This is a genomic window from Levilactobacillus fujinensis (genome assembly GCF_003946335.1).
In the GTDB taxonomy this organism is placed as follows: domain Bacteria; phylum Bacillota; class Bacilli; order Lactobacillales; family Lactobacillaceae; genus Levilactobacillus; species Levilactobacillus fujinensis.
Window position 1 is genome coordinate 1 of sequence record NZ_RHNX01000001.1, and the last position, 25,623, is coordinate 25,623.

A 25,623-nucleotide genomic window follows, 5' to 3' on the forward strand; every position below is an offset into this window, starting at 1 on the left:
AACTTTCACTTAGTTCAAATGGCTCTCCGGTCTTTAAATCAGACCCGGGTTCAACTGATGCGCCGGTTCCCCCAAAATACACGTGAATATCGCATTCTTAAGCATTATTGGCGTCTTTACTTGAAGAGCTATAAAGACCTTGAGAAGAACAAAAAGCAGTGGTATTCACACCTTAAGGACCACCTCACGCAAGAACAGCTCGTCCTGGACGGTTTGGATCTTAGCGAAGAATTCGCGAACACTTATTATTCAGCACACGCATTGGTAGAGGCCATCCGAAGCCGTGACTACGACGCCTTTATCGAGGCCTTAGGTGAAGTTGAGAACGTCAGTCCTCAACTTCTAACGACCATCAAAACCTTCATTCAGAAAAAGCAGTTCATTGAGAACATGACTAAGTGTTCAATATCCAATGGGCCTATTGAAGGTATCAATCGTAAAATCAAGCAAATCAAACGTACTGCTTACGGTTATCGAAACTGGATCAACTTCTGTTACAGAATACAAATTGAATTCAACATCAGGGTACAAAAAAGAGGCCCAATTCGTAAATGAATTGAACCTCCGAAATTCCCTCCATCAACACCGGTTGACAAAGAGCCTTTGTTATATTAGCCAGTAACCATATCTGCTGGCGATCTGTTCACTCGTGTTGGTAAAGGTGACGCCCAAAACTAGCCGTTGACCTTCGCAATGGTTTTCGCAATCAGCGACGTGAAGTACTGGTTCCCAGTGTTGTTCGGGTGAACGTGATCGCTCACAAACCAGGTTGGATGGGCCTTCGCCGTCGTGTACCAATCGATCACGTGAACGTTCTTGTACTTGTCCGCCGTCTTTTGAATCCGGTTGTTGACGGAGTTTTGCCACTCACGTGTTGGCACATGGGCCGTGACCCAGAAAATTTGATGGTTCGAGCCAATGGCGTGAATGATTTGATCGGATTGGGCCGGCGTGATGTACCCATTGGTTCCAATATTGATCAAGACATTTTTTGCCAACTGACCGCGTTGGGCCATGCTAGAAATGACACCGGGAACATCTGCAGCTTGCCGACCAACGGCCCCATTGACGATGGCTCCTGGGAACACATCCTGCAAATCACCAGAATCATCCAGTAGCACGGAATCCCCGATGGCCGTCAGTGCCGTTTGCTTGCTGGACTGTAGCTCATCGGCTGTCAAGAAGTAGAATTTCGCCGTCTTCTGATCAGCCGCAGACATCTTGGAGAATGCCACAGCCTTGGCGTGATTCTTCTTTTTCTGCGATGCGGCCTTGGCTAACGCCTTTTGCTTCTTAACGGCCGCCTCGTTTTTCTTCTTCGCCGCAGCCGAACGCGCAGTAATCGTCTTTTGCAACGCCGTTGGTTTTGCAGCGGCCGGCTGTTGGACAAAACCTACAGCCGTTAAACCAAACAACAATGCCGCAACCACGCCCAAGGTGTTCGCGAGTCGGTGCGCCCGTGGTTGACGCAAGTAACGTACCACGTCGTTAGTCAACTGACCATAGTGGTAATGCCGCATTGGATTTTCGATCCAGCGGTAACTGGCTTCCGTGACCAACATGATCAAAACCACTTCTACTAAGGAGTTCAACAACGGATGGTTCCCAATGTTGACCCGTGACTCGTAGAAGATCATGACCGGAAATTGGTATAGGTAGATGCCATAACTGCGTTTACCGACATAGGTGAAGGCCCGGTTCGTTAAAATCCGGTTCATATCACTCCCCGGATGGGCCACCGTTCCGACCAACACGGCGGACAGGGCCGTGAACCAGAACATGCCGCCGCGATATGTGCTGGCTGCCTGACCATTCATGGTAAAGAACATATGAATCAACAAGAGCAGGGACACGATTCCCACCGCATCTAACGTTAGGCGATGGGCACGCGACACATCGGCATTTAGCTTATGTGCCGGCCAAACAAACGCCATGCTGGCCCCCAGTAAAATTGCAAACATCCGGGTGTCAGTTCCGTAGTAGACCCGGTTAGTATTCGCGGGGTCATACATCAGCGCCATCCCTAGCGCCGACAGAACGGCAACCGTTAACAGAATGGTTAAGATCCGTGACCGTTTACGAATAAATAATAACAGTAAGATGACGACGACCGGCCAAACCAAGTAGAATTGGCCTTCGATCGATAGTGACCATAAGTGGGTAAACGGCGACTCCCCGCTGAACCGATTAAAGTACGACTGGCCGTGATTAATTTCAAACCAGTTATAACCATAGATGAGGTTAGTCATCACCGTTGAACGGATATTGACCAACAAGTCACGCTGGAACAACGTGATGTAGGCGGTCGTCCCCAGCAACATGGTGACGAGGGCCGGATATAGTCGCTTGAGCCGGCGCCCGTAGAACCCGAGAACATCAATTGAGTTCTTGGTATCCCACTCTTGAATCAAGAGATAGGTGATCAGGTATCCAGAAACGACGAAGAAAATTGGGACCCCCAGATAGCCCCCCTGTAGCGTTGACGGTGCCAAATGATAGATAATGACCCCTAAAACGGCCAGCGTCCGAATACCATCGAATCCGCTGATATACCGCCGTTTCCCCGCGCGCTGGTTACGCAACAGGGTCCGCGTAAGCCGCGTGTTTGTTTGATTCATATGAATTGCTCCTTCTCTTTAAAAACCAGTAACGCGACTAACTGGTGATACTCCCCCAACGGTTGTACGCCTAGTTATTTAAGTTGTGTTCATAAACCGTACGATATTATTAAATCAGCCGGTCAGTGCCAAGCTGCGTTGCCATTAATTTTTAATGAATCATAGATGACTGATAGTTGGTGGTCTTGATATTCACTATGTTAATCCACCTGACGTAGGAAAACGTCAGCCCAAGCAGACTGCCCCGAATCTCAACGTCAAACCGTCTAATGATTAGACCTATCATATAATGTTTAGCCCCACGAAACAACGTTTTTCACCTAAGTTTCTCATTTGTAAAATTTGCAATCAGAATGTCAAATCCACGCCGGCTAGTTTAGCGGCATTGTAAGGGATTTCAGTCATTTACTGAATGGGATTAATTAGTTTAATTAACATTTATAAACGGTAAGCGCGAAATCATTTCCTATTTATTGCTAACCCCTGGCAAACCGCTGTCAACCTTAACTGATAATGCTAGTGGATTCAGTTGGTTAATTTAGCATTTTAAGACTAGTCGGTAAGCGTTTTCATGATATACTGTAAGGAAGTTATTGAAGGAGGAGTTCAGCAATGTCCCAAGTTAAACCTTTTACCGAAACCGCAGTTCGTCACTATCCCAAGGTTGAATTACACTGTCACTTGGATGGATCCATCTCGCTTGCCGCCCTACGCAAAATGGCGGCAGTCACTGGTGCGACATTGCCGGCAGACGACGCCGATTTACGTCAGCTGGTCACAGCCCCACTAGACACCGTTAGCCTGATCGATTACTTAAAACGATTCCAAGTGGTGACCGACCTCATGCAGACGCCGGAACAACTACGAATCGCCGGCTATGACATGGTCCAGACTGCTGCGGAAGACGGCATCATTTACTTAGAAACCCGCTTTGCCCCAGCCATTTTCACTGAAAAGGGGTTATCGATCAAGGAAGCCCTCGCCGCTACGTTGGCAGGCCTGCATGAAGGAACCAAACATTTTGGTATCCCCGTAAATGCCATTGTCTGTGCCATGCGTGACCGTCCACTAGCCGAATGCATCGAGGTCTTCCAAACGGCCGCAGAGTTCGCCGACCAAGGTGTGGTGGGCTTAGACTTTGCCGGCGATGAGTTCAACCACCCCGCGCTCGAATTAGCTGACGCGGTTAAGGCGGGCCTCGCTACCGGGTTACCATTTACCCTGCACGCAGGTGAAGCCGGTCCCGTCGACAACGTGGCCGTTTCTCTGACCATGGGTGCCAAGCGAATCGGCCACGGCGTCCACATGAGCGGCTTCCCGGCCACCATTCAACAAGCCAAGCGCGCCGGTGCCACTATCGAAATGTGCCCGACCAGCAACGTGCAGACCAAGGCCGTAAACGGTTATGAAAACTTTCCTCTATCCGAGTTTCTCAGTGCCGGCTTAAAAGTGACCATCAACACTGATGATCGGACCGTGTCCAACGTGACGCTGACCGATGAGTTTGTGACGCTCCACGAGAAGTTCGGCCTGAACTGGTCGCTGATGGAACAGCTCACCTTAAACGCCATCGATGGTGCCTTCATTGATGATGCGGCTAAAGCCAAGTTGCGCGAAAAGGTTCATGCTGCCAGCGTGGGAACGAACTAACTTTGTTGGCGTGTTTTAGCTCTCGACGTTTAGTTAATAACTGAGGTTGAAAGTTCCAAAACACACATTACGACTGTTGTCACAACGATACTGGGTCTAAAATTAGGTAACGTTATCCAACCATCGCCTTACCGGCCGGCAGATATGGGCTGAATCGGTGCGAACACGCCTGAACCCATATCTCTGCCGACCTCTCGACTGACGTAGTTGGTCTGAGGCAACACAGATTATGCCTACAGAAACGTTATTGTTTTATGCTTAAACCCTGACAACCACCTGGGATTCAATGATTGGAATTGACGGACACAATCAGATCCGGAGGCGGTCAGGGATGCAGCTAGCCGTGTCGACGATGTTAGTTGGCGGCTTTCAGGCGAGCTGGAAGCCCGTCCTTTGGCTGGAAGCGTTCCCCACAGCAAGCGGAATTCCTGGCAGCCGGAGTGCGGCTGTTTTCACTAATTTAGCCGTGATAATTCCTACTGTCACAAGAGTAACGCAAATATTTTGGCTTTCAATCTTTAGTTAATAACATCTTATCTTAGAGGACGGCTGTTTAGTCAGTTGGCCTCTTATTTTTGGTTGCCTCTTGCTAATCGCCACGAATTTCACCTGCTGTACTCCAACTATCACTGTCAGCCAAAACAATTGACCTGGCTTGCTTAACCCCCAAAACCTGGTGTAAGCGGCTTAACCAGCAGCCCTTGGCACGTTTGGTATAATGAAAGTAGTTATCCGTTACTTAATAGAAAGGAGGCCCCCCATGCCACAACTCGACTATCCCTATCAAGACGCCTTCAACCGCCAGTTGACCGATCGCAGTATGGCCGCCGCCACACGCGACGAGTATACGGCTACGCTCAAGGACTTTTTCAAATACCTTGAGAACTTTAATCCGACCTACCAACGTGACCACCGCGTTAATCAGCTACAGACGACCGATGTGCAGCAATATCTGGCCATGCTGGTCGACGCACGACAGATTCAAAATCAAACTTACAATAAAATTCTGTCGCACCTGAACATCTATTTTAAGTTTCTCTTTTCCCACAATTGGACACCCTACCTGCCCACACTGGACTTGAAAAGTAAACCCAAGCAAGCCGCCCAACCAATCAACTATCGATGGGTCGACCATCTAAGTGACCTGTTGGCAAATCAGCGACTACACTACTATACGCGACTGACCCTCTTACTCATCTCACAAGGCTATCCCGTGCAGGTCTTCCTTCAGCCCCACTTCACGGCTAACTTGACTACCACCGATTGGTCCACAGACGCACAGAAGTTTCTCGTTGCGTTCCGCCAATTTGTTATACCACTACAAGACCGTTTTCAATGTGGCGATTGGTTCTTGAAGCAGCGATCCGCCGCCGATCCACATTTGACCTTACCTGGCCTCCACAAATATTTAAAGCCGGACGAAGCCATCGCGGTATTTGCATTGAGTCCGACCATTTTGTACCAAGGTTACTTAGTTAACTATCTCCGGCGACACCCACAAAAGACCGACAGAGAGGTCATTGCGACCCTTCACTTGGAACCAGATTCCATCGATTACTACCGGCGACTTGCGCAACGGGCGGACTAAATCCACTTAATCCCCTATACTAATAGATGAAATTAATCTATTGGGGGGATTATCATGCTCAAAAAATGGCGGCTCTGGGGGAGCTGTCTGCTGTTAGTCGCACTGATCATGGGCGCAGTGGTGTGGACACAAAGTCGGCCGAGTCGCGTTCAAACGACCCCGGCAACGACCAACCATGTTGCGCAGAGTCCTCAGCACGATTCGGCAACGACCACCCTCGCCGAAAAACCGTGGACCAAACTCAAGCACCCGTTAAAGCTCCCCATCCTGATGTATCACAGCATCTCGACTGGTAACCAGCTCCGCGTGCCCTTGCAACAATTTGACCGAGAAATGACCTATCTGAAGCGACACCATTACCGAACGCTGACTACGGACGAAGCGATTCGCGCACTGACGACGAATACGGTGCCACAAAAGAAGGTCGTCTGGATCACGCTGGACGATGCTTACCGGGATAATCTGAAAATTTTGCCAATTCTCCGAAAAAATCATCAGCACGTGACCATCAACGCCATTACTGGATTTACCACTAAACGTAATCACTTATCGTTGGCCGCCATGCGTCGAATGCGTGATACCGGCCGCGTGGACTTTGACAGTCACACGACCAACCACCTCGACTTGACGACCCTCTCTGCAAAACAGCAACGTACAGAACTAGCCGACTCCAAAAATTGGTTGGACACAAAATTCGACCAAGACACGCGCCTATTGTGCTATCCAGCCGGCCGTAATAACGCCACGACCCGTCACTTAGCGAAAAAAACGGGATACACGCTGGCGTTGACGACACGTGAGGGGGTGGCCCAACTGAGCCAGGGACGCTATAGTTTGGAGCGACTGCGAATTGCGCCGGGAATGAGTCTGGCAGCATTTGCTAGCGTGGTGAATGTCAAAAATAACTAAAGTTGGAATCGGACCCCATTTTTGTAAGCGGTTCCTATTGCTTCACGTCAACCTTCGCCGTACAATAGAGATAGTTAAAACGGTCACAAGGAGGTCTTTCAAATGGGGAGCATTGCAACGCTAGCCACCTGGTCGTTCATGTTGATTTTGATTGGTGCGGAAATTGTCCGGGGAATCTTTATGTTCAGAGGCTGAAATTGAGCTGGACTGCGACTAGTTGCGCAGTCCTTTTTTGTACAAAAATATGTTTTAATCAGAACTGATTAATAGAGAGCTTCATTGCCAGTGTTGACAGTTGTCCTTTTGCCTCATAGAATTAGGACATACCTATGAGGAGGAACCTACTTGAAAACTGTAAACCGTTATCTCACATCACTACTGGTCATTCTCGGCATCGCTACCGGTCTAACCATTACCATCCCCGGTACATCCGTCACAGCCAAGGCCACGGCCACGCCAGCCTGGAAACTTCCCTCGCAAAAAAAGGCCTACCCCAACTTAAAGCGATACAAGCACGCCTACATAAAAGTTTCTATTGCGAAACAACACGTCTACATTATGACTGGCAAAAAGGTTCTTTACACCATGACCGCCTCGACGGGAACGAAATCTTCGCCGACGCCTAAGGGCACCTTCCACATTCAAAATCGGGGGACCCATTTCTACAACTCAGCTTCCGGGGAAGGCGCCAACTACTGGACATCTTTTAAGGACTGGGGGACCTACCTCTTTCACTCCGTTCCGGTCAACGCCAAGGGTAAATACATCGTTAGTGAAGCCCATAAACTTGGCAAACGTGCCAGCCACGGTTGTGTCCGCCTAAGTGTTGCTGACGCCCACTGGATATACAGTCACGTCCCTTCCGGCATGACCGTCAAGATTCACTAAGTATTAATGTTGCATAGCGAGAACGACACTACTTTTTATATGACTAAAACGGGTGACAGAAAGGGGCAACTAACCACCTTCTGTCACCCGTTTTAGTTGTCATCACCATTACGGGTCATCATTTATCGTGTTCCCCTATCCCCTCACGTCTAACTAGGGTAAACTAGAGGAAGTAACCGTTTCTAGTCAGACGCTGACTAGTTGAAGCATGGCTGAGCACCAGCTGACTAGTCCCTCATATAGCCGTCACTGTTTCCATACATAAAAGGAGTTTAGTAATCTATGCTTTTAGTTGCGTTATTCGGAACCCTCACCGCACTAGGAATGACCATCCTGGCTTGCATCCAGCGGCCAAATCGTTGGCAATTACTGGTCGGTACCTACGTTATCTTCTATTTAGTGGCGCTGGTCATTGACTTTGTCAGCCTACCTAGCAAGGCCCTCTACAGTCTAATTACAATGAACCTGATCTATGGTGTCTGCTACCTACCACTGTTGGTCATTAGCAGTCCGCAAGCCAAGGTGGAGGTCGAGCGCAAGTCGAATTCACCATTCAACATTCGTCTCCCCCGCTTAAACTTTGGGACCAAAATTGCGGCGTTGGTTCTGGCAATTCTAGTTGTCCTCGGCCTTTTTGGGTCGCTGCAAACCCGCTTTGGCGTCAAAGCCGTCTATGATTCCCTAAAGGTCAAGACAGTCAAGACCGCGCCTCTGTTGGATAAATCGGCAACGCCCATCGCCATTGCCCCCGAGACCGTTCGAAACAAGATGAACAAGGCGATGAGTACCGTGCCAAACACGTCCTATTACAAATTAGGTGCGCTCCAAACGCAAGTCGTTAAGGGCAAGACTGTCTACATTGCCCCGGTTGAATTTGACGGTTTCTGGCGTTGGCAGCGAGCCCGCAACACCCCCGGTTACTTCATCATCGACGCTACGAACGTCAATGCTGAACCCCATTTTGTGAAGCAATCCATGAAATACACACCGAGTGCCTATCTCTTCGACGACGCCCAGCGGGTCATTTACAACCGCTTTCCGAGTTGGGTCCAAGAAGGTCAGCCGCAGTTGGAAGTCAATGACCAAGGCGAACCTTACTTCATCCAAACCGTCTACAAGGCCCGCGGTGTCTCCAAGCGAATCAATTATCGCAGTCTCCATGTCGTCGTGTTAAATGCTAAGACCGGGACCACTAAACTCTACACGGCCGCTGGTGCACCAGCATTTATCAATGAATCGATTGCCTCATCGACCGCTGCTGAAATGAATGAAATCTTCGGCCGTTATGGCAATGGTTTCTTCAACGCCTACTTCAACAAGACCGGCGTTAAACTACCTAACAGCAACGGGACCGAAGATGGGGTCACACCGGTCGCTGACAAGCATGGCAACATCTCCTACTTTAACGACTTCACATCGCCAAAGACTAGTGCTGACTCGACCATGGGGTACTCCATGATCAATGCTCGGACTGGAACCCTGACCTACTACACCGGTAAGAATATCGGGGTCATGGACAGTGACGGCGCCAAGAAGATTGCCGAGAAGGAATACGTTGCGCAGAAATGGTCGGCGACGATGCCCATCATGTACAACATTGACGGCACACCAACCTGGGTCGTTTCCCTGCTCGACTCCACGGGGGCCTTCCGGAGTTACGCCTACATCAAGGCGGCCGACCAAAGTGTCAAGGCCTATGCCACAACGGCTGCACAGGCCCTCGACCAATACCGGGTACAACTCGCGGCGGCCGGTTCCACTGCAAGTTCAACGGCAACGAAGCTGACTAAGGTCAGTGGGACCGTTTCGCGGGTCGCCATCGTTCCTAATGGCAGCACCCAGAGTGTCCTCTTTACTTTGAAAGGCAACGACGTCCTTTGGTCAGTCGGTACTGGCGACTACCCGAAGGCCGCACTCCTAGAATCCGGTGACAAGGTTAAAATGACCGCCAACGTGAATAAACAAGCGAAGACCGGCGCAGTCCAGTCGTTTACGAATGAATCGTTTAAGTAATTAGAATGGCGAGTGGGCCTAAATTAGGCAACGTTGTCCAACCATCGCCTTACCGGCCGGCAGATATGGGCTGGAACGGTGCGAACACAACTTGAAGCCTCGAAAGGACCGAGTCTCCAAGCTTGGTTTTCTACTAAGCCAGTGGGAAATTCACCCACTAACTAAGTAGAACGACGCGCCTGAGCCCATATTTACCGACCTCTCGGCTGACGTAGTTGGTTTGGGGCGACATGGATCATGCTGCTAGGAATGCTGTTGAATTATGCTTAAACTTTAGCAACCATTTGGGATTCAGTGATTAGAATTGACGAGCACAATCAGAGTCGGAGGCGGTCAGGGATGTAACTAGCCGTGTCGCGTTCTTTCCGGCTTACCTCGTGGGAGGCCCTGAGCTGGAAGCCCGTCCTTTGGCTGGAAGCGTTCCCCAGCAAGCGGAATTCCTGGCAGCCGGAGTACGACCAGTACCACTAATTTAGCGGTGACAATTCCTACGGTTGCAAGAGCAGAATAAGCATTTTGACTTTCAACCTTCAGTTATCAGTTTTAAGCGGAGTCAGCCGCCTTTTGTCCCACGTTTCAGCTATGTAAATTCGAAGATACCAAAGGACTCTGGGGATTTGTGGAGCTGCTGAAAAACTAAATTGCTATTTAAAGATACCCCACTCGAACTTTAAAATAACCAGCAAAGCGGATAAGGTTTCCCACTTTGCTGGTTATTTGACGACATATTCTAGGACTTCATTTTTAAAAATCTTGAATTTCTGACTTTTTCAGTATCCCCGGGCCTGTCCCAAGCTCTTGTTTGACCGAAACATCAAAAGATAGCTAGTTTCGTTTAGAGCGGCGCAACCACCGGAGATTCCGTGTTTGAAGCTGACCTGCACAATCAGAACCGACGTGTGGCCAGCACCCCTAAATTAGTGGAAATGATATTAGCAACCTTTCTTTTCGTCAAAAAAGCACCACCCATCGACTCAGGTGATGCCCCACTGATCCTATTATTAACCGGCTACAACGACTTTACCCTTTAAACACCAAGCCGCCCCGCTGGACCAACGTATCGCCAAATAGTCGTGTTGACCTGGTCTGCGCAACCAGTGTCTGACTATCGGTTTGATATTGCTTGCCTGCCGCCGACTGACCGTGTGCTTGTTCAGCCGCTGCATCCTGAAAGACAGCGAAGATGACCCACTTCTGCGAATCGGTTGCCTCGTGGCCAATCTTAAGTGTTAATGTTCCTGGTTCCGTCGCCAAGACGGCTTGCATGGTGCGCATGATTACTTGCCGATAGGCTGCGGCTTTGCCCGGTTTAACAGACACCTCCAGCAACCACACCACTTGTTCAGCGTTTGTACTGATCCGTAGTGGCTGCGGCTGTTCCAGTAACAGAACCGGCGTTAAATTCACCACTTCTTGTTGGACAACGGCCTGTTTGGCGATTGCCTTGAACGCCGCAAACTGCGGTGAGTTCGCGTGGATATCATAGCTCGGCGCATCGCGATAAACTTCGACAACGTCATTTTCCACGCCCAATTCATCCGCATGTGTTGCGTACATCGCGAGTGTCCCGGGTTCGTTAGCAAGCGACGTCAACAGATTCTGACGGCCCGCCGCGAGAAAATTAGCACGTTGGTCGGCCGTAATTTTTAACTTGAACAGTCGAAAGAGTGGCACTGCTTGTTTTGAATTCATCATCATACCCACCTGCTCTAGTCTAACGGTGCCAACGGCTTGATGACACGTGCCGGCACCCCCGCGACGACCGTATTATCAGGAACATCCTTGGTCACGACCGCCCCGGCACCAACGACCACATTATTTCCAATGTGGACGCCACCAATAATAGTCACGTTGCCACCGATCCAAACGTCATTTCCAATAGCGATTGGCTTGGTCGTGGTGATCAAGTAACGCGTTCCATCTGGCCGTGTACCAAAACGTTGGGTCGCGTCCAGAGAATGGCCGCCGCAATACAATTTCACATCTGGCGCAATAATGACCCGGTTACCCAGCGTAATTCGATTGGAATCTTGAAAGGTACAATTGCCGTTGATAAAGACATCGTCACCGACCAGAATATGGGCGCCATAAACCGCGCTAAACGTCCCGTTGATCGTCAAACGCTGGCCGACACGACCGAAGAGCTGCTGAATAGCTGTGGAACGCTGGCCAACATCCTGCGTGGTATTAATCACCGTCAGCAATTTTTTCCCTTGTGAAATCATTTTTTGTAGCTCGGGGTCCCGGTAATCGTAATCCTGACCCGCCAATAATTTTTCATGTTCCGTCATCATTTGGCTTGACACGCTCCTTTACCATTTCCCGATTAACTGGCTACTTTCGGCCACTTTCGGTCAACAATGCTATACTTGCGAACAGATAGTTTAAATCTGAAAGGAAGACTTTCATGGCGGTATTCACTACTGATCTTAATAATGCACAGAAAAACTTGATTGCGCTGACCGACAACATCGTTGCTCACGACGACCACATCATTGTCCGGAAACCCGGCAACAAAAACGTGGTTATCATGAGTGAAGCCGAATTTAACTCCTGGCAAGAAAGGGTCCGTTCGCTGACTACTGCGGTTAATCGTGAAGTCCTAACGCCGCACTTCGCACAAGTCAGCCATCATCAGACGCCCCTGAGGCCAGCAGAGCGGGCCCACTCGCAGGCTAAGGACTAGCCTAGGCTCGCCAACAATCGTTGCCAATTGCCACTCAAAATTGCCTGTTTTTGTTCCGCCGTCACCGTCATATCGCTGACGGCCTGTTCGATCACCGCCGTTGGCCCAATTGGTGGAATACCAAATGGTGAATCGGTCCCGAACAGGACGTGCTCGCTGCCAAAGAAATCGGCGGCGAGGTCCAGCGCTAACGGATTCCCCAAAATGGCCGTGTCCACGTAGAACTTTTTAAAGTCCGCGTAGTCCTCCGGCGTTTGAATGTACTTGATGCGCTGGCTAAAGTACGGCACCATTGCGCCGGCATGATGGACAATGACCTTTAATTCAGGATACTTTCGGAAATAGTGTGCCGCAACAATTCCCGTCATGGCCTGCGTCAGCTCGTATTCCCAACTGAAAGTCAGGTTGTTATCTGGCTTGCGCGTGTCAAATACGGGATGCAGCCAGATGGGGGTGTTGATCGCTGCCATCTTTGCAAAAATCGGCTCATATGCCGCGGCCGTAATGGGTTCGCCCATGGCCTGCGTGAAGAGCTGGATTCCCACCAACGCATCGCTGCCAGCGACTTGCTCGGCGATGATCTCTAACGCGGCCGGGACATTGTTCATGGGCACCATCGCCACGCCAGCCGGGAAAACATCGCGGTTGGCACGGACCATGGCCGCAATCTCATCATTAGCGGCCCGGCAAAGTACGGCGGCTTGTTTTGGGTCCACAAAATCTTCGGGGTTTAAATTGACCGCCGAAATAATCTGTTGATGATCAGCCGGTAACGACGCACGGTGTTCTGCGACGTCTGTTAACAGCTGATTTTTCATGTACGGAAATTTTGCCAAAATGGCCGGGTGAATCGCATCCATCCGGGCCAAAAATTCCGGTGGTAACACGTGAGCAAAAACATCAACAACTGTCATCGTGTCGCCCCCTTAAAACCAGCTTGGTTGGTCACCAGCGGTCCCCGCTTTATCCAAACCGACGCTAGTATTTTGGAAAGTGGCGGGCGCCTGAATGACGTTGAAAGCAAAGTCCGCGACACTCTGCCGAGAAACTTCAGTCCCCTTAAATCCCTCAGCCACCGTCAATGTCTCGTAATCGACCTCATCGTTATTCGTCAACCAGGCCGGTCGAATTTCGGTATATGTCAAACCGGACTTGGCAACCAGGTCCGCTGTTCTGCGGAATGCTGGTAAATAAGCGCCAATCATCCGTTCATTCCATTCACCAAAGTTACCACCGACTTCGTTCTGGGCACCGAGCGAACTGATGTAAAGGAGCCGTTGCTTCCCCGTCTGACGCATGGCATCGACCACACTCTGTGTCTGGGCGTCGAGGTCCTGACCACCCAAGTTGGAGTAGACGATGTCCGCATCAGCCATCGCCTTTGCGACTACAGCCGTATCATGCACGTCACCATCGACCAAGGTCACACGGTCGTTGTCGTCGTATTGACTCAGGCGGGCAGCATCCCGTAGAAATAAGGTCAAAGTTACATCCGTTTCGTTTAATAAGCGGTCCGTTAGAATACGGGCCATGGCGCCATGGGCACCGAGAATCATAATTTTAGTCATTTTATAAAATCCTTCCATATTTGCTTACTTTAAAAATCACTTTATTGCTATTATCATACTGGTAGTCAATAACACTGTAAAATATTTAGTTCCAACAGTTTGCTATCCGATTTGTGAACACCTTGATGATTGTCTCTACCTTGATTGAAATGCTTGCACTCCGACTGTCAGAGATTCCGCTTGCTGTGAGGAACGCATTCCTATACAGACCACATTCTTTATTTACCTCTGACCGTTCACCTGCAAAGTCTGCGTTGGTAGCCGGGTAATCTTCGTTTCCAATCGTTCCAGGGAATCCTGCAGCTGCGCAATCTGGGCGCGTAATTCGGCGGCCTGCGTCGTTAGGATTTGGCATTGACCCGCGACCGAGTTTTCCGCTTGGAGTTGCTTGATTTCATCAATCGTCACGCCACAGTCACGCAAGTCTAAGATAGTCTTGATTTGGGCAATATCGGTGGCGGTGTAGTCGCGCATGCCACTCGTTCTCGCTACTGGCGCCATAATACCGACCTGTTCATAATAGCGTAGCGTCCACGCGCTGGTGCGTAACTGTTTAGCGGCTTCGTTGATTTTCATTTGGATTCCCCTTCACTTTCTATAATGGCAAAATTTCCACGGTGGCTGACTGTGGTCCCGCTTGGAGCATGGGGTGGACGTAGGCACTATTCACATATTTTTGGCGATAAGCGGTATCAATTCTAGCAGTCAATTTCGGGTCCCCTTGCACTGGGCTAAATCTAACTTTAAAATTACGCCCATCCAAGTGAATTCGACCGGCACATTGGCTGATCGCCGCTTGGTACCACGACGAACGCTGACCATTCCAAGCGCGAACGTACAGGTGGTCACCGACGACCACAGACCAGATCCAGGTCGGCGTGCCATAAGTCTTACCGTCACTGTAAAATGGTGAGACGCGTAGATCATCGGCCGTGGCAAAGGCCCGTAGTCGTTGTGCTGTCCACGTTTTCATGTGACCCCTTCCCTTCTGTTAAACGCTACAAGTCCCATCTTATGGCTTGACTTTTAATATGTCGAATGCTTAGATTAAATTAAATGGTATACAAATTAGCTATAGGAGATGATGACGGTGGAATTACGCGTATTACGTTACTTTTTAATGGTCGTTCAGGAAAAAAATATTAGTAAGGCCTCCGACCGCCTTCACGTCTCGCAACCCACTGTTTCCCGTCAGTTGAAGGAACTGGAGCTCGAACTGGGAACCGTCCTCTTTGAACGGGGTAATCGGACCATTCAGCTCACGCCAGATGGTGAATACTTTGCCAACCAGGCCAAACAAATCTTGTCTTTGACCGACAAAACGCTGGCTAACATTCACCAAGAACAGGAGATCAGCGGGTCCGTCTTCGTGGGAAGTGCCGAAGCGCGTAGCATGTTAACCGTCGCACAGGCCATCGGTCACCTGAATCAAGAACATCCCCACGTTCAAATCAACCTCGTCAGCACCGATGCCAGTGAGATTCATCAGCAGTTAAGCTCGGGCGTCTTCGACTTCGGCGTCGTCATGGAACCCACCGACAAGACCGACTACAACTTCTTACGGTTACCTGGTGAAAGTCGCTGGGGATTACTGGTCCAGGCTCACTCACCGTTAGCACAACAGGCCACGGTAAGCCTTGAAGATGTCGCTCACGCCAAGCTCATTTTGCCGCAACAAGGTGGCAGTCGCCGTATCCACGATCTCTTTGGCCTGGCATGGGATGACCTGAATGTGACCGCAACCTACAATCTACTGTATAATGCGTCCCTACTGGTCTCGGCCGGTGTCGGCAACGCACTGGGGTTAGACGGGATCATCAACACCAACCAATCTGATCTGGCCTTCGTCCCCCTCGAGCCACGGACCTCGTCTGGCTCAAGTCTGGTCTGGTTGCAAGGTCAACGCCTGTCGGTCGCTGCCCAAGCCCTCTTAGAACAAATTCGCGCTGAGTTAACGCCAACTGAAAATTAAAGGAGACGCATGATTTTGGCGGTCTGCAGGCCAGATGGAAGCCCGTTCTTTGGCCGGCGGCGTTTCACCAATGTAAATTCGGAGATACAAAAGAGCCCGAGGTTTTGTCATCTCAGGCTCTTTTGTATCTCCCAGTAGCCGCTTGCATCTAGTTCCGGTACAAATCTACTCTATTCTGCTGAAATTTTGACCACAAATGGGTTGTGCTGTTGGCGGATAATTTTGATGGCTCGTTGGCGCTGATCAAAATGACCGAGCACATGAATTCCCGCATAGTAATCGACGTCTCCCCAGTAAAAGACGAGTCGCGGTTGTGGCGACCAATAGGCAATGTCTCCCGGACGTGGATTCGCGCCATTTGGTGTTTGCTGATAACGTAACGCCTGCTTTAGGTCACTCGTTCGCTCAGGATTACCAGCCCCCATTCCGTTAAATCGAAAGGTAGCTGGTAGGCGTTGCCCTAGTTGCCGTGCGGGTTGACTTTGATTGAAGTGCGCCGTTAAGCGCTGACCAGCAATGGTGACTTGAACACGGTTTGTAGTAGCACGTTTCGACTTGACTGTTGTGTTTGCGGCTGGTTTCGTGGACTTAACTGTTGTTTGTGGTGCCGCACACCCTGCCACTCCTACAACCACTGTCCCCACTAATACCCATATTTTAAGCATCACCTTTGGAGCCTCCCTTCACACGTCGCAGGACCTTGGCCGGTGACCCCACGACGATAACGTTAGCTGGCACGTCTTTAGTCACGATGGCTCCGGCCCCCACGATGGCATTTTCACCAACCGTCACGCCCGGAAGCACCAGCGCGTTGGCACCGATCCAAGCATTCTTTTCAATGTGAACGGCCTGTGCGTACACGTCACGGCGGTGTGCGGGATCTTCAACATGATTGACCGTGATCAGTGAAGCACCAGGACCAATCAACGCCCCATCCGCCAGATAAATACCGCCCAAGTCCACAAACATTACCCCCTGATTGACGTAGACGTTCTCGCCAATAAAAATATGTGGGCCAAAGTCACTGTGTATCGGTGCATTCACCTCAGTCGACTCGGGAACACTGTAGCCCACGACTTGACTGAGCGTCGCACGTCGTTGTGCATTGGTCTGATCACTATGATTGAATTTTTTGAGTAGCTCCTGCGTCCGTTGAACAGTTTGACTAATGCGTTGAAAGTCCGCACCCGTGAAATCTAATGGTTTTCCGGACAAGGCCCGTTGGAAAATTGCTGGTTCGATCATCGCTGTTGCCTCCTTTTACTTATAGTCGTCAGTATAGAAAGCTAGCTCAAATATATCAAATACTTAAATTAAATCATTACCTATAACTATGACGTATAGTAGATTGTCGTGAAACACCCGACTGCATCATCTAAATCGGCCAATATTCACGAAAAAAGGCCAACCGAGACGGGGGAATGTCGGTTGGCCTTTTTCGTGATAGGTAATCCTGTAAGTTCGATTGTTTTTGACTCGTTACTAAATCCTGTTTCTAAGCTTTCATTTAACGTTGAAAATTCGTGTCATCTGAAACTAGCGGCCCGACCAATTCATGTGGCAGGTAAGGTTCTTCCAGGTACTGAACGTCTTCGGAACTGAGCGTCAGGTCCAGCGCCTTTACAGCACCTAGCAAGTGAGAAATCTTCGTTGCCCCAATGATCTGCGCCGTCACAGTCTGCTTTTGCAGCAGCCAAGCCAACGCAACCTGAACGCGATCAACGCCGTGCTTGTCCGCAATCTCACCAACCCGTTGAATGATCGGGAGGTCTAACTGCTTACTGTCATCATATTTCGAACGAGCAACCTTATCCGTGGCGTAACGCTTGGTCTCGCCCGCCCAATCACGGGTCAACCGGCCGGAAGCCAACGGACTATATGGCGTAACTGCAATGCCTTGATCGGCGCACAATGGCAGCATTTCCCGTTCTTCTTCCCGGTACAATAGGTTCAAATGGTTCTGCATGGATACAAACTTCGCCCACCCATGTGCTTCGGCGACGGCCTGGGCCTTTTCAAACTGCCAAGCAAACATCGCGGACGCCCCAATGTAGCGAACCTTACCGGACTTAACCACGTCGTTTAAGGCTTCCATGGTCTCCTCGATCGGCGTGTTGTAATCCCACCGATGAATGATATAAAGGTCGACGTAGTCCGTCTGCAGGCGCTGCAAACTCTGATCGATCTGGGAAAAAATGGCCTTACGTGAGAGACCGGCAACGTTGGGCGCTTTGTTCGGCGTAAAGAACACCTTGGTGGCCAACACAATTTCATCACGGTTAGCTAATTTCTTTAGGGCTTGACCCACAAATCGTTCGCTATCTCCGTGTGAATAAATATTTGCGGTATCAAAGAAGTTGATGCCGAGATCCAAGGCCTTGTGAATAACCTCTTCACTGTGTTCTTCATCGACGGCCCAGGGGAACATCCCCGTAGACGCGTTACCAAACCCCATTGTTCCTAGACACAGGCGCGAGACGTCTAATCCCGTGTGTCCTAATTTCACGTAATCCATCATACTTGGTGCTTCCTTTCTAATCGCCTACCGGATGCCAACCGTTCGCATCACTCAACCGGTTCAAGAATGCCATGTCCTTGTCGTTGATTTCGAAATCGAGTTGGGCATTGGCTTCGACGTGAGCCATCGCCCGGGCCTTAGGTAGTGGTGCAACACCATTTTGGATAACGAACCGTAGTGCAAGTTGTGGAATGGAAACGCCATAATTGCCAGCGACCCGTTCCAGCTCAGGACTATCGACTAAGCCACCGGTTGCCAGTGGCGAGTAAGCTTGAACGACGATCTTATTGGCCTCGGCAGTCTTCACGATGGAAGCTTGCGTGTGCCCAACGTAGTACTGAATCTGGTCGACCGCGGGGGTCACCGTTAGCCCATCCCAAGTTAACAGGTTTTCCAAGTCATGTGAGTTGAAGTTGGAAACCCCAACCGCCTTGGCCCGGCCACTGTTGTAAATGTCTTGCATGGCCCGCCAAACGTCACGGTTTTCGGCATCATGGTTGGACCCCATCTGTGCCCAAGGCCATGGCGCATGAATGATGTAGGAATCGACATAGTCTAGGTCTAATGCGGCTAAACTACTGTCAAAGTCAGCCATGGCTTCATCGTAAGTCTTCGATTCGGCGGGCAGCTTCGTTTGCACAAAGATGTCTTCGCGAGCAACGTCGCTAGCAGCAATGGCTTCGCCGACACTTTGCTCGTTTTGATAGGCCTTAGCGGTATCGATAAACCGGTATCCGGCCTTTAAGGCGTTGCTGACGGCGTCGTAAGTTTCCTTACCAGGGCGCGTCTGCCAGGTCCCAAACCCGACCTTAGGCATCTTTAATCCGTTATTTAAGTCAAACGTTTCTGTAATTGTTGGCATGTGTTCATCCTCCTTAATTGCTTATGTGTCTGAGTATAATACCTTCGTGTAGGACGAAGGCAAGGGGAAAATTTAATTTTTTTTGACTATTTTAGCCGCGTGTCGGCTTACCACACTTTAACTACCAGAAATTATGTCGGCTCAGGACAACCTCGTCAGCGGAGCGGTTGGCAGATATGGAATCCGTGCGTGTCGTTCTACTAGGTCAGCGGGTGTTTCCCCACTGGTTTATTTAGTAGAAAACAAAGCTTGGAAACTCGGTACTTCGCGGCTTCGAGTTGTGTTCGCCCCGCTTCAGCCCATGCCTGCCGGTCAGTAAGACGATGATTGGACAACATCGCCTAATTTTAGCCACAATATCACTGCTGCAACAGATATAAGTGGTATTTTGAAGCTTTTAGTCTTTAACTGAGATTAATTAAGTCTTGTGGTCGCACTTCCCTATAGAGCGAAAATGCACCATCCAAATTCACGACATTGAAGCCCCTTTGCCGCAGAATTCGCTCAGCAATGTAGCTGCGTTGGCCGCTGAAACAACTGACCACGTATGCTTGCTGCGGATTCAACTCATCTAGTCGGTCACGCAACTGGTCTAATGGGATATTCAGACTATCCGGGAACCGGCCATCATCTTTTAACTCATCTGGGTTTCGTACATCCAATAACTGTTTGCCCGCCGCCAACGCCGCCGGTAACTCATGCCACTGAATGGACTTACTCAGGCCCAATGCCAGATTTTCCGCGACGTAGCCTAACATATTCACGGGGTCTTTGGCCGACCCAAACGGTGGCGCATAGGTCAATTCCAGTTCCGGTAGGTCATCAATCGTTAAGCCACCCTTGATGGCGGTCGCCAACACATCAATGCGTTTGTCAACACCCTGGGCGCCCACACCTTGAGCCCCATAGAGTTGCCCCGTCTGCGGATTAAAGACCAACTTGAGCGTCATCGGCGTCCCGTTTGGAAAGTAGCTGGCATGGTTCTGCCCCCGCACGTGGACAACTTGATAAGTAAGTTGCTGTTGCCGAACTTGTCGCTCACTGAGGCCCGTCATCGCCGCCGTTAGGCCAAACGTCCGCACGATGGCAGTTCCCAGACTACCGCGGTTCGGATGAGCGATACCCATCACGTTATCGGCGACCTGTCGCCCCTGTCGATTTGCTGGTGACGCCAGCGGAATTAGCGTGGGGTCTCCGGTTAGCTGTTGTTTGACCAAAATGGCATCCCCGACTGCATAAATATTCGGGTCACTGGTTCGATAATGGGTGTCGACTACGAGGCCACCATGCCAACCTAATTCTAGCCCAGCCGCCTTGGCCAATTCATTGGCCGGTCGCACGCCAACCGCTAAGATCGTCAAATCCGTAGTCACCCGTGTACCATCATGTAAGACTGCCACGTGGCCATCCGCTTTAAATGCTTCAATGGCCTGGTTGGTCAAGACTTGAACGTTGTGACGGGTCAACTCATTTTGAACCATCGCTGCCATTTCTTCGTCTAATGGTGGTAGCAAGTGTGACGTCCGCTCAACGATGGTCACGGCCAAGCCACGTTGCCGCAAACTTTCAGCAACCTCCAACCCAATGAAGCCACCACCAATCAGCAGTGCCCGTTTAGTCGTCGGCGCATTGACCGATGCCATGATGCGATCAAGGTCGGGAATGGTGTGTAGGGTAAACACCGACTTAGCCGTTGCCAACCCAGGGAGTTCGGGCACAATCGGGCGTGACCCCGGCGCCAGAATCAATCGGTCGTAATGAGCGGTCAGAACCTCTCCCGCATGACGGACAACCACGGCCTTTTCAGCTGGGTGGATCGCGATAACCTCATGATTTGGCTGAACGTTTAGGTTAAACCGTTGCTGCAACTTGCCTGCACTCTGGACAATCAAATCATTTCGGTCCGCAATCTCACCAGAAAGATGAAACGGTAGCCCACAGTTCGCAAACGACACGTATGGTCCCTTTTCGTAAACGGTAATCTCGGCTTGCTCGTCTAACCGTCGTAACCGTGTCGCCGCCGACATGCCACCGGCAACACCACCAATAATGATAATTTTCATCTTCACGTTCCTCCTCAATGCCCCCATAGGTATTCACACGGTCAGTATACCAATTTTCATTTCCTAATCGCCATTATTTTCCCAATACCAAGACATCAGCCCAGAATAGGTGGTAACCCGTGCCCCAGCAAGCACCGTTAGCCATCAGTTTTGGATAAATGCGACTGATATTCGGATAATAACTAGCAGATTAGTCATAATGGGTATATTCATTAATAACCTATAGGAATATACTTACAAATCGTAAGTGATAGGTGAGATTTATTTCTCGCCAAGCAAAATGACCGTCAGGAACCCATAAATGGAGGACGTAACCATGGATCAAACCTTAACACAATGGACACCAGAACAATTAAACCTATTTTTAAACGATAAAACGCTAACCATGAAGCCTTATAAGGCCGACATGACGACCTTTGAAGAGGAATCTCCGGTTTGGGAAGTCGTCGTGGACGGCAATGTTTACTCCCGTGGCTGGAACGGGCAGAAGACTAACTGGTACATGGCTGCTGTGGCCCAATGCGCCGGCGAAATTAGCGTGAGCGACCACGACTTTGCTGCTCGCTTTGAGCCTGCCGACCGAACGACAGAGTTAGATGCCAAGATTACCGCCGCCTACCGCGCAAAGTACGACGGTCAACGGTCCCTACCGAAGATGACATCGGCAGATCCAACCACGGCGACGCTTCACGTTTTACCTGCTATTCAAGCTTAATCCGACTCAAAGCTAGCACGTCAATTTGGCGGTGCTAGTTTTTTTCTATTATCCTGTAACCGGTTTCCGTTGTGTTTCCCAGTCCAGCCGTCTACAATTAATGTAAGACTTGGGGCTGATTGGACGCCCCACCACAGAACAGGAGCACACAAATGGCTTACATAGAAGTTAAAAACGAAACCCGTAAATTCGTTCAGGGTGATCAGGAAACCATCGCCAATCACGACATTTCCTTTAGCGTCGAACAGGGGCAGGTCGTCACCATTCTCGGTCCCAGTGGTGCCGGAAAATCTACACTACTCAACATTCTCGGTGGGATGGACAGTCCCACCAGCGGCCAAGTCCTGATTGATGGCAAGGATATCGCACAGCACAATGCCAAGCAGCTGACTACGTATCGTCGACAAGAAGTCGGTTTCGTCTTTCAATTTTATAATTTAGTCCCCAACTTAACGGCCAAGGAAAATGTGGAACTGGCCTCACAAATTACCAGTGATGCGCGTGACGTCGATGAAACGCTAGCGCTGGTTGGCTTGGACCAACGAGCTGGCAACTTCCCCGCGCAACTCTCCGGCGGTGAACAGCAACGGGTCGCTATTGCCAGAGCCATTGCGAAGAACCCCAAACTTCTTTTGTGCGACGAACCCACTGGTGCGCTAGATTACCAAACGGGAAAGCAAGTGTTGCAGGTCATCCAGGATGGCGCGCGACAAACCAACATGACCGTTATCATTGTGACCCACAATGGCGCGATTGCTAAGATGGGCGATCAGATTATTCATATCAACGACGCCCGGGTCCAGTCGATTCAACAGAACCTGCACCCCACGCCAATCGCTGAGATTGAATGGTAGGCGGCTCTTATGACAAATTCATTTTGGAAAGTCCTTTTTCGTGAAATCGGCCACTCTAAGGCCCGTTTTTTCTCGATCATGTTGATCATTTTTCTCGGTGTCGCCTTTTATACCGGGATTCGTGCGACCGGCCCGGACATGTCTCAGGCCGCAACCGACTACTATGCGAAACAAAAATTGGCGACTAACAGCGTTCAGTCCACGGCTGGCTTGACCAAGAGCGACCTCGCCGCTTTACATCAACACCGTCGCCAGATCACCTATCAAACCGTCAACTACTTAGACATTAATCAATTAAATAATAATCAAGTTGTTCGGGTCGCCGAGCTTCCGACGACCCAAAAGCTCAACCGGGTGGCCCTCGTTAGTGGCCGGCTCCCTCACAAGGCTGACGAAATCGTTTTAGATCAGCAAGCGCGCACGCTCCAACCTAAGCTCAAGCTAGGCGCAACTTATCGCATTGCTACGACGCGTCAGCTCAACCGGCAATTCAGACACCGCACATTTAAAATTGTTGGCTTCGTCAATTCACCACGCTACGTGGAAACGACCGACCGTGGGGTGACTAACGTCGGTAAAGGCACATTAGACTACTTTGCCCTCGTCAAACCTGGTACCCTGACCACTAAGGTAGCCAGCCGAATCGATATCGGCTTTAAAAACCTGCGGCACGTGACCCCCTATACGGCCAAATATAATCGGATCAATCGCGCCAACACAACCAAACTGAAGCGTTGGTTGAAACCCCAAGCTGCAAAACGGCAGACTCAGTTGCAAAGACAAGCCAAGGCCCAAGTAGCTCCTCAAGTAATCAAGGTCCAGCAACTGGCGCAACAATTACCAGCTAGCTCACCCATTCTTCAAAAAGCTCAAGCCCAAATCAAACAAGCGCAGGCTAAAATCAGCGCAATCGCCCAACCGACTTACCTCTATACTAGTCGGGTAGCCAATCCTGGCTACAGCGAATATCATGAGAACACGCAGCGCGTCGTGGCCTTATCCACGGTCTTTCCCCTCTTTTTCATTGCGATTGCCGCGTTGATCTGTTTGACGACCATGACCCGGATGGTGGCTGAACTCCGAATTCAGATGGGGACGTTGAAAGCTCTAGGTTATAGCAATACCGTTATCGGGAGTGAATTCTTACTTTATGGTGGGCTGGCAAGTCTACTCGGGACCTTAGTCGGTGTCGGCTTTGGTGTCAATTTCTTCCCCCGCTTCATCGCACAGGCCTACGGGACCATGTACAACCTTCCCCCCATCTCCGCGCAATATATCTGGACGGATATCCTAATTGCGCTAGCCATTGCGTTGATCTGCACCATGGGCAGTGCCCTCATCGTTTTGCGGGTCGACCTGCACAGCTCACCTGCAACCTTGATGCTGCCAAAGGCACCTAAGGCTGGTAAGACGCTATGGTTGGAACACTGGCATGGCCTCTGGAATCGCCTAAATTTCAATCACAAGGTTACGCTCCGGAACCTCTTTCGCTACAAGCAACGCCTGTTGATGACGGTACTGGGCATTGCCGGGTGTATGGCCATGATGATCACTGGCTTTGGCCTGAAGGATTCCATTGGTGACATTAGTCTCAAACAGTTTAATCAACTTTGGCGCTACGACGCTATCGTCGTGCGTAATGGCTCACAGACCGCTAAGCAGCGGCAGGCTCTCCACTCGGAAAAGCTCTATCATAACGATTTGGTGCTTAAACAAGCTCAGGTTACCGTTGAGGAGTCCGGGGTTGCCGACCAAACCGCTACCCTGAGCGTTCCGCAACATCCACAACAGCTGAAGAAGTTTGTCGTCCTGCGTGACCGCCAGACTCATCGCGCCTATCACCTTGGGAATCACGGTGCGATTATTGATGAAAAACTGGCTAAGCTTTACCACGTTAAGGTCGGCGATCAGCTCCCTATCAAATTGGGAAATCGACCTGCTAAAAACGTTCGGGTTGCAGCCATCGCCGAGAATTACATGGCACATTTCATCTACCTTTCGCCGACCTACTATCGGCAGCTGTTTGGCCAACACCTGGTCTACAATGGCAATTTGGTGCAGTTCACCGCCCATCATCAGAAACAGGAGAATACGTTTGCCAATAATCTGCTCAAACATACGGGCATGTTGAACGTCACCCTCCTCAGCACCCAGAAGAAAACTAGTTCCCAAATGCTAGATAGTATGAACCTCGTCGTTTTGATTTTCGTCGTCGCAGCTGGTGCTTTAGCACTCGTTGTGCTTTACAACCTGACCAACATCAACGTTTCCGAGAGAATTCGGGAGTTATCGACGATCAAGGTCCTCGGCTTCTATGACGGTGAGGTCACCATGTATATCTTCCGTGAGAATCTGATTCTAACCGTCATGGGAATCGTTGTCGGTTGCTTCTTTGGCGATTGGCTCCATACCTACATTCTCCAAACGGCTGAAACCAATAACCTCATGTTCTCACCGGGAATTCATCCCTTAAGTTACGTCTACGCAGCAGTCCTGACCTTGGCCTTTAGCCTATTCGTCATGTTCTTCATGCACCGTAAACTGAAACGAATCAACATGCTCGATGCCTTACAATCGGTTGATTGAGCTCCCATTTACTTAAAAAATGGCGTTATCTGGTCTTCTTTTGAAAACGAGATAACGCTTTTCTGTTGCCCTGACACTGCCTAAATTGGTGGAATCAAAATTAACTGCACCACAATCACCAATTTGTGGTTAA

General features: G+C 50.1%; 23 protein-coding genes. 11 read left to right on the forward strand and 12 right to left on the reverse strand.

All coding sequences use genetic code 11. The features are described 5' to 3' along the window. On the forward strand, nt 1–555 hold a 555-nt coding region (locus tag EKM89_RS00005), incomplete at its 5' end, for a transposase (RefSeq protein WP_164510454.1). Nucleotides 556–674: 119 nt separating this feature from the next. On the opposite strand, the gene EKM89_RS00010 is transcribed toward EKM89_RS00005, so the two are convergent. After that, nucleotides 675–2,618, reverse strand: a complete 1,944-nt coding sequence (locus EKM89_RS00010) for an acyltransferase family protein (protein WP_125685108.1) — start codon at nt 2,616–2,618, stop codon at nt 675–677. A 612-nt stretch (nt 2,619–3,230) separates the two neighbouring features. On the opposite strand from EKM89_RS00010, the gene add reads away from it, so the two are divergent. From add to EKM89_RS00035, 5 genes are all read left to right on the forward strand, one after another. Next, a complete protein-coding gene (gene add, locus EKM89_RS00015) occupies nt 3,231–4,268 on the forward strand; it encodes an adenosine deaminase (RefSeq protein WP_125685109.1) in 1,038 nt (345 codons plus the stop codon). A 760-nt stretch (nt 4,269–5,028) separates the two neighbouring features. Next, on the forward strand, nt 5,029–5,856 hold the full coding sequence (locus tag EKM89_RS00020; RefSeq protein ID WP_125685110.1) for a site-specific integrase: 828 nt from the start codon (nt 5,029–5,031) through the stop codon (nt 5,854–5,856). A gap of 54 nt (nt 5,857–5,910) precedes the next feature. Further along, complete coding sequence (locus tag EKM89_RS00025) at nt 5,911–6,765, forward strand: polysaccharide deacetylase family protein (protein ID WP_125685111.1); 855 nt, start codon at nt 5,911–5,913, stop codon at nt 6,763–6,765. A gap of 345 nt (nt 6,766–7,110) precedes the next feature. Then, a complete protein-coding gene (locus tag EKM89_RS00030) occupies nt 7,111–7,653 on the forward strand; it encodes a L,D-transpeptidase (RefSeq protein WP_125685112.1) in 543 nt (180 codons plus the stop codon). Nucleotides 7,654–7,935: 282 nt separating this feature from the next. Next, complete coding sequence (locus tag EKM89_RS00035; RefSeq protein WP_125685113.1) at nt 7,936–9,666, forward strand: hypothetical protein; 1,731 nt, start codon at nt 7,936–7,938, stop codon at nt 9,664–9,666. Between the two features lie 1,020 nt (nt 9,667–10,686). Here the strand turns inward: EKM89_RS00035 and EKM89_RS00040 are convergent. After that, a complete protein-coding gene (locus EKM89_RS00040; RefSeq protein ID WP_164510455.1) occupies nt 10,687–11,358 on the reverse strand; it encodes a putative quinol monooxygenase in 672 nt (223 codons plus the stop codon). A 17-nt stretch (nt 11,359–11,375) separates the two neighbouring features. Beyond that, nucleotides 11,376–11,960: a DapH/DapD/GlmU-related protein gene (locus EKM89_RS00045; RefSeq protein WP_125685115.1), complete on the reverse strand. Its 585-nt coding sequence runs from the start codon at nt 11,958–11,960 to the stop codon at nt 11,376–11,378. A 113-nt stretch (nt 11,961–12,073) separates the two neighbouring features. Here EKM89_RS00045 and EKM89_RS00050 point away from each other — a divergent pair, with 113 nt between their 5' ends. Further along, nucleotides 12,074–12,352, forward strand: a complete 279-nt coding sequence (locus EKM89_RS00050) for a type II toxin-antitoxin system Phd/YefM family antitoxin (protein WP_125685116.1) — start codon at nt 12,074–12,076, stop codon at nt 12,350–12,352. On the opposite strand, the gene EKM89_RS00055 is transcribed toward EKM89_RS00050, so the two are convergent. From EKM89_RS00055 to EKM89_RS00070, 4 genes are all read right to left on the reverse strand, one after another. After that, the gene (locus EKM89_RS00055) at nt 12,349–13,266 is read right to left on the reverse strand and encodes an amidohydrolase family protein (RefSeq protein ID WP_125685117.1); all 918 of its coding nucleotides are present in this window, start codon (nt 13,264–13,266) and stop codon (nt 12,349–12,351) included. The genes EKM89_RS00050 and EKM89_RS00055 overlap by 4 nt on opposite strands. A gap of 12 nt (nt 13,267–13,278) precedes the next feature. Beyond that, the gene (locus EKM89_RS00060; protein WP_125685118.1) at nt 13,279–13,920 is read right to left on the reverse strand and encodes an NAD(P)H-binding protein; all 642 of its coding nucleotides are present in this window, start codon (nt 13,918–13,920) and stop codon (nt 13,279–13,281) included. Nucleotides 13,921–14,142: 222 nt separating this feature from the next. After that, on the reverse strand, nt 14,143–14,496 hold the full coding sequence (locus EKM89_RS00065; RefSeq protein ID WP_125685119.1) for a MerR family transcriptional regulator: 354 nt from the start codon (nt 14,494–14,496) through the stop codon (nt 14,143–14,145). Nucleotides 14,497–14,515: 19 nt separating this feature from the next. Next, the gene (locus tag EKM89_RS00070; RefSeq protein WP_125685120.1) at nt 14,516–14,893 is read right to left on the reverse strand and encodes a DUF2255 family protein; all 378 of its coding nucleotides are present in this window, start codon (nt 14,891–14,893) and stop codon (nt 14,516–14,518) included. A 117-nt stretch (nt 14,894–15,010) separates the two neighbouring features. Here EKM89_RS00070 and EKM89_RS00075 point away from each other — a divergent pair, with 117 nt between their 5' ends. Further along, nucleotides 15,011–15,892, forward strand: coding sequence for a LysR family transcriptional regulator (locus EKM89_RS00075; protein WP_125685121.1), 882 nt, complete (start codon nt 15,011–15,013; stop codon nt 15,890–15,892). 170 nt (nt 15,893–16,062) lie between these two features. On the opposite strand, the gene EKM89_RS00080 is transcribed toward EKM89_RS00075, so the two are convergent. The 5 genes from EKM89_RS00080 to EKM89_RS00100 all read right to left on the reverse strand — a co-directional run bounded on the left by EKM89_RS00080 (nt 16,063) and on the right by EKM89_RS00100 (nt 21,335). Further along, a complete protein-coding gene (locus EKM89_RS00080) occupies nt 16,063–16,557 on the reverse strand; it encodes a cyclophilin-like fold protein (RefSeq protein ID WP_225421778.1) in 495 nt (164 codons plus the stop codon). Beyond that, a complete protein-coding gene (locus EKM89_RS00085) occupies nt 16,550–17,137 on the reverse strand; it encodes a sugar O-acetyltransferase (RefSeq protein WP_125685123.1) in 588 nt (195 codons plus the stop codon). The genes EKM89_RS00080 and EKM89_RS00085 overlap by 8 nt, the downstream gene beginning before the upstream one ends. A 262-nt stretch (nt 17,138–17,399) precedes the next feature. Then, nucleotides 17,400–18,407 (reverse strand): aldo/keto reductase, encoded by a 1,008-nt coding sequence (locus tag EKM89_RS00090; protein ID WP_125685252.1) that lies wholly within the window; start codon nt 18,405–18,407, stop codon nt 17,400–17,402. A 19-nt stretch (nt 18,408–18,426) separates the two neighbouring features. Next, nucleotides 18,427–19,272 (reverse strand): aldo/keto reductase family protein, encoded by an 846-nt coding sequence (locus EKM89_RS00095; RefSeq protein WP_125685124.1) that lies wholly within the window; start codon nt 19,270–19,272, stop codon nt 18,427–18,429. A gap of 404 nt (nt 19,273–19,676) precedes the next feature. Next, nucleotides 19,677–21,335 (reverse strand): FAD-dependent oxidoreductase, encoded by a 1,659-nt coding sequence (locus EKM89_RS00100; RefSeq protein WP_125685125.1) that lies wholly within the window; start codon nt 21,333–21,335, stop codon nt 19,677–19,679. A gap of 316 nt (nt 21,336–21,651) precedes the next feature. On the opposite strand from EKM89_RS00100, the gene EKM89_RS00105 reads away from it, so the two are divergent. From EKM89_RS00105 to EKM89_RS00115, 3 genes are all read left to right on the forward strand, one after another. Beyond that, nucleotides 21,652–22,050 (forward strand): DUF2255 family protein, encoded by a 399-nt coding sequence (locus EKM89_RS00105; RefSeq protein WP_164510456.1) that lies wholly within the window; start codon nt 21,652–21,654, stop codon nt 22,048–22,050. A 152-nt stretch (nt 22,051–22,202) separates the two neighbouring features. Further along, nucleotides 22,203–22,904, forward strand: a complete 702-nt coding sequence (locus tag EKM89_RS00110; RefSeq protein ID WP_125685127.1) for an ABC transporter ATP-binding protein — start codon at nt 22,203–22,205, stop codon at nt 22,902–22,904. Between the two features lie 9 nt (nt 22,905–22,913). Further along, the gene (locus EKM89_RS00115) at nt 22,914–25,490 is read left to right on the forward strand and encodes an ABC transporter permease (RefSeq protein WP_125685128.1); all 2,577 of its coding nucleotides are present in this window, start codon (nt 22,914–22,916) and stop codon (nt 25,488–25,490) included. The last annotated feature ends 133 nt before the right edge of the window (nt 25,491–25,623 follow it).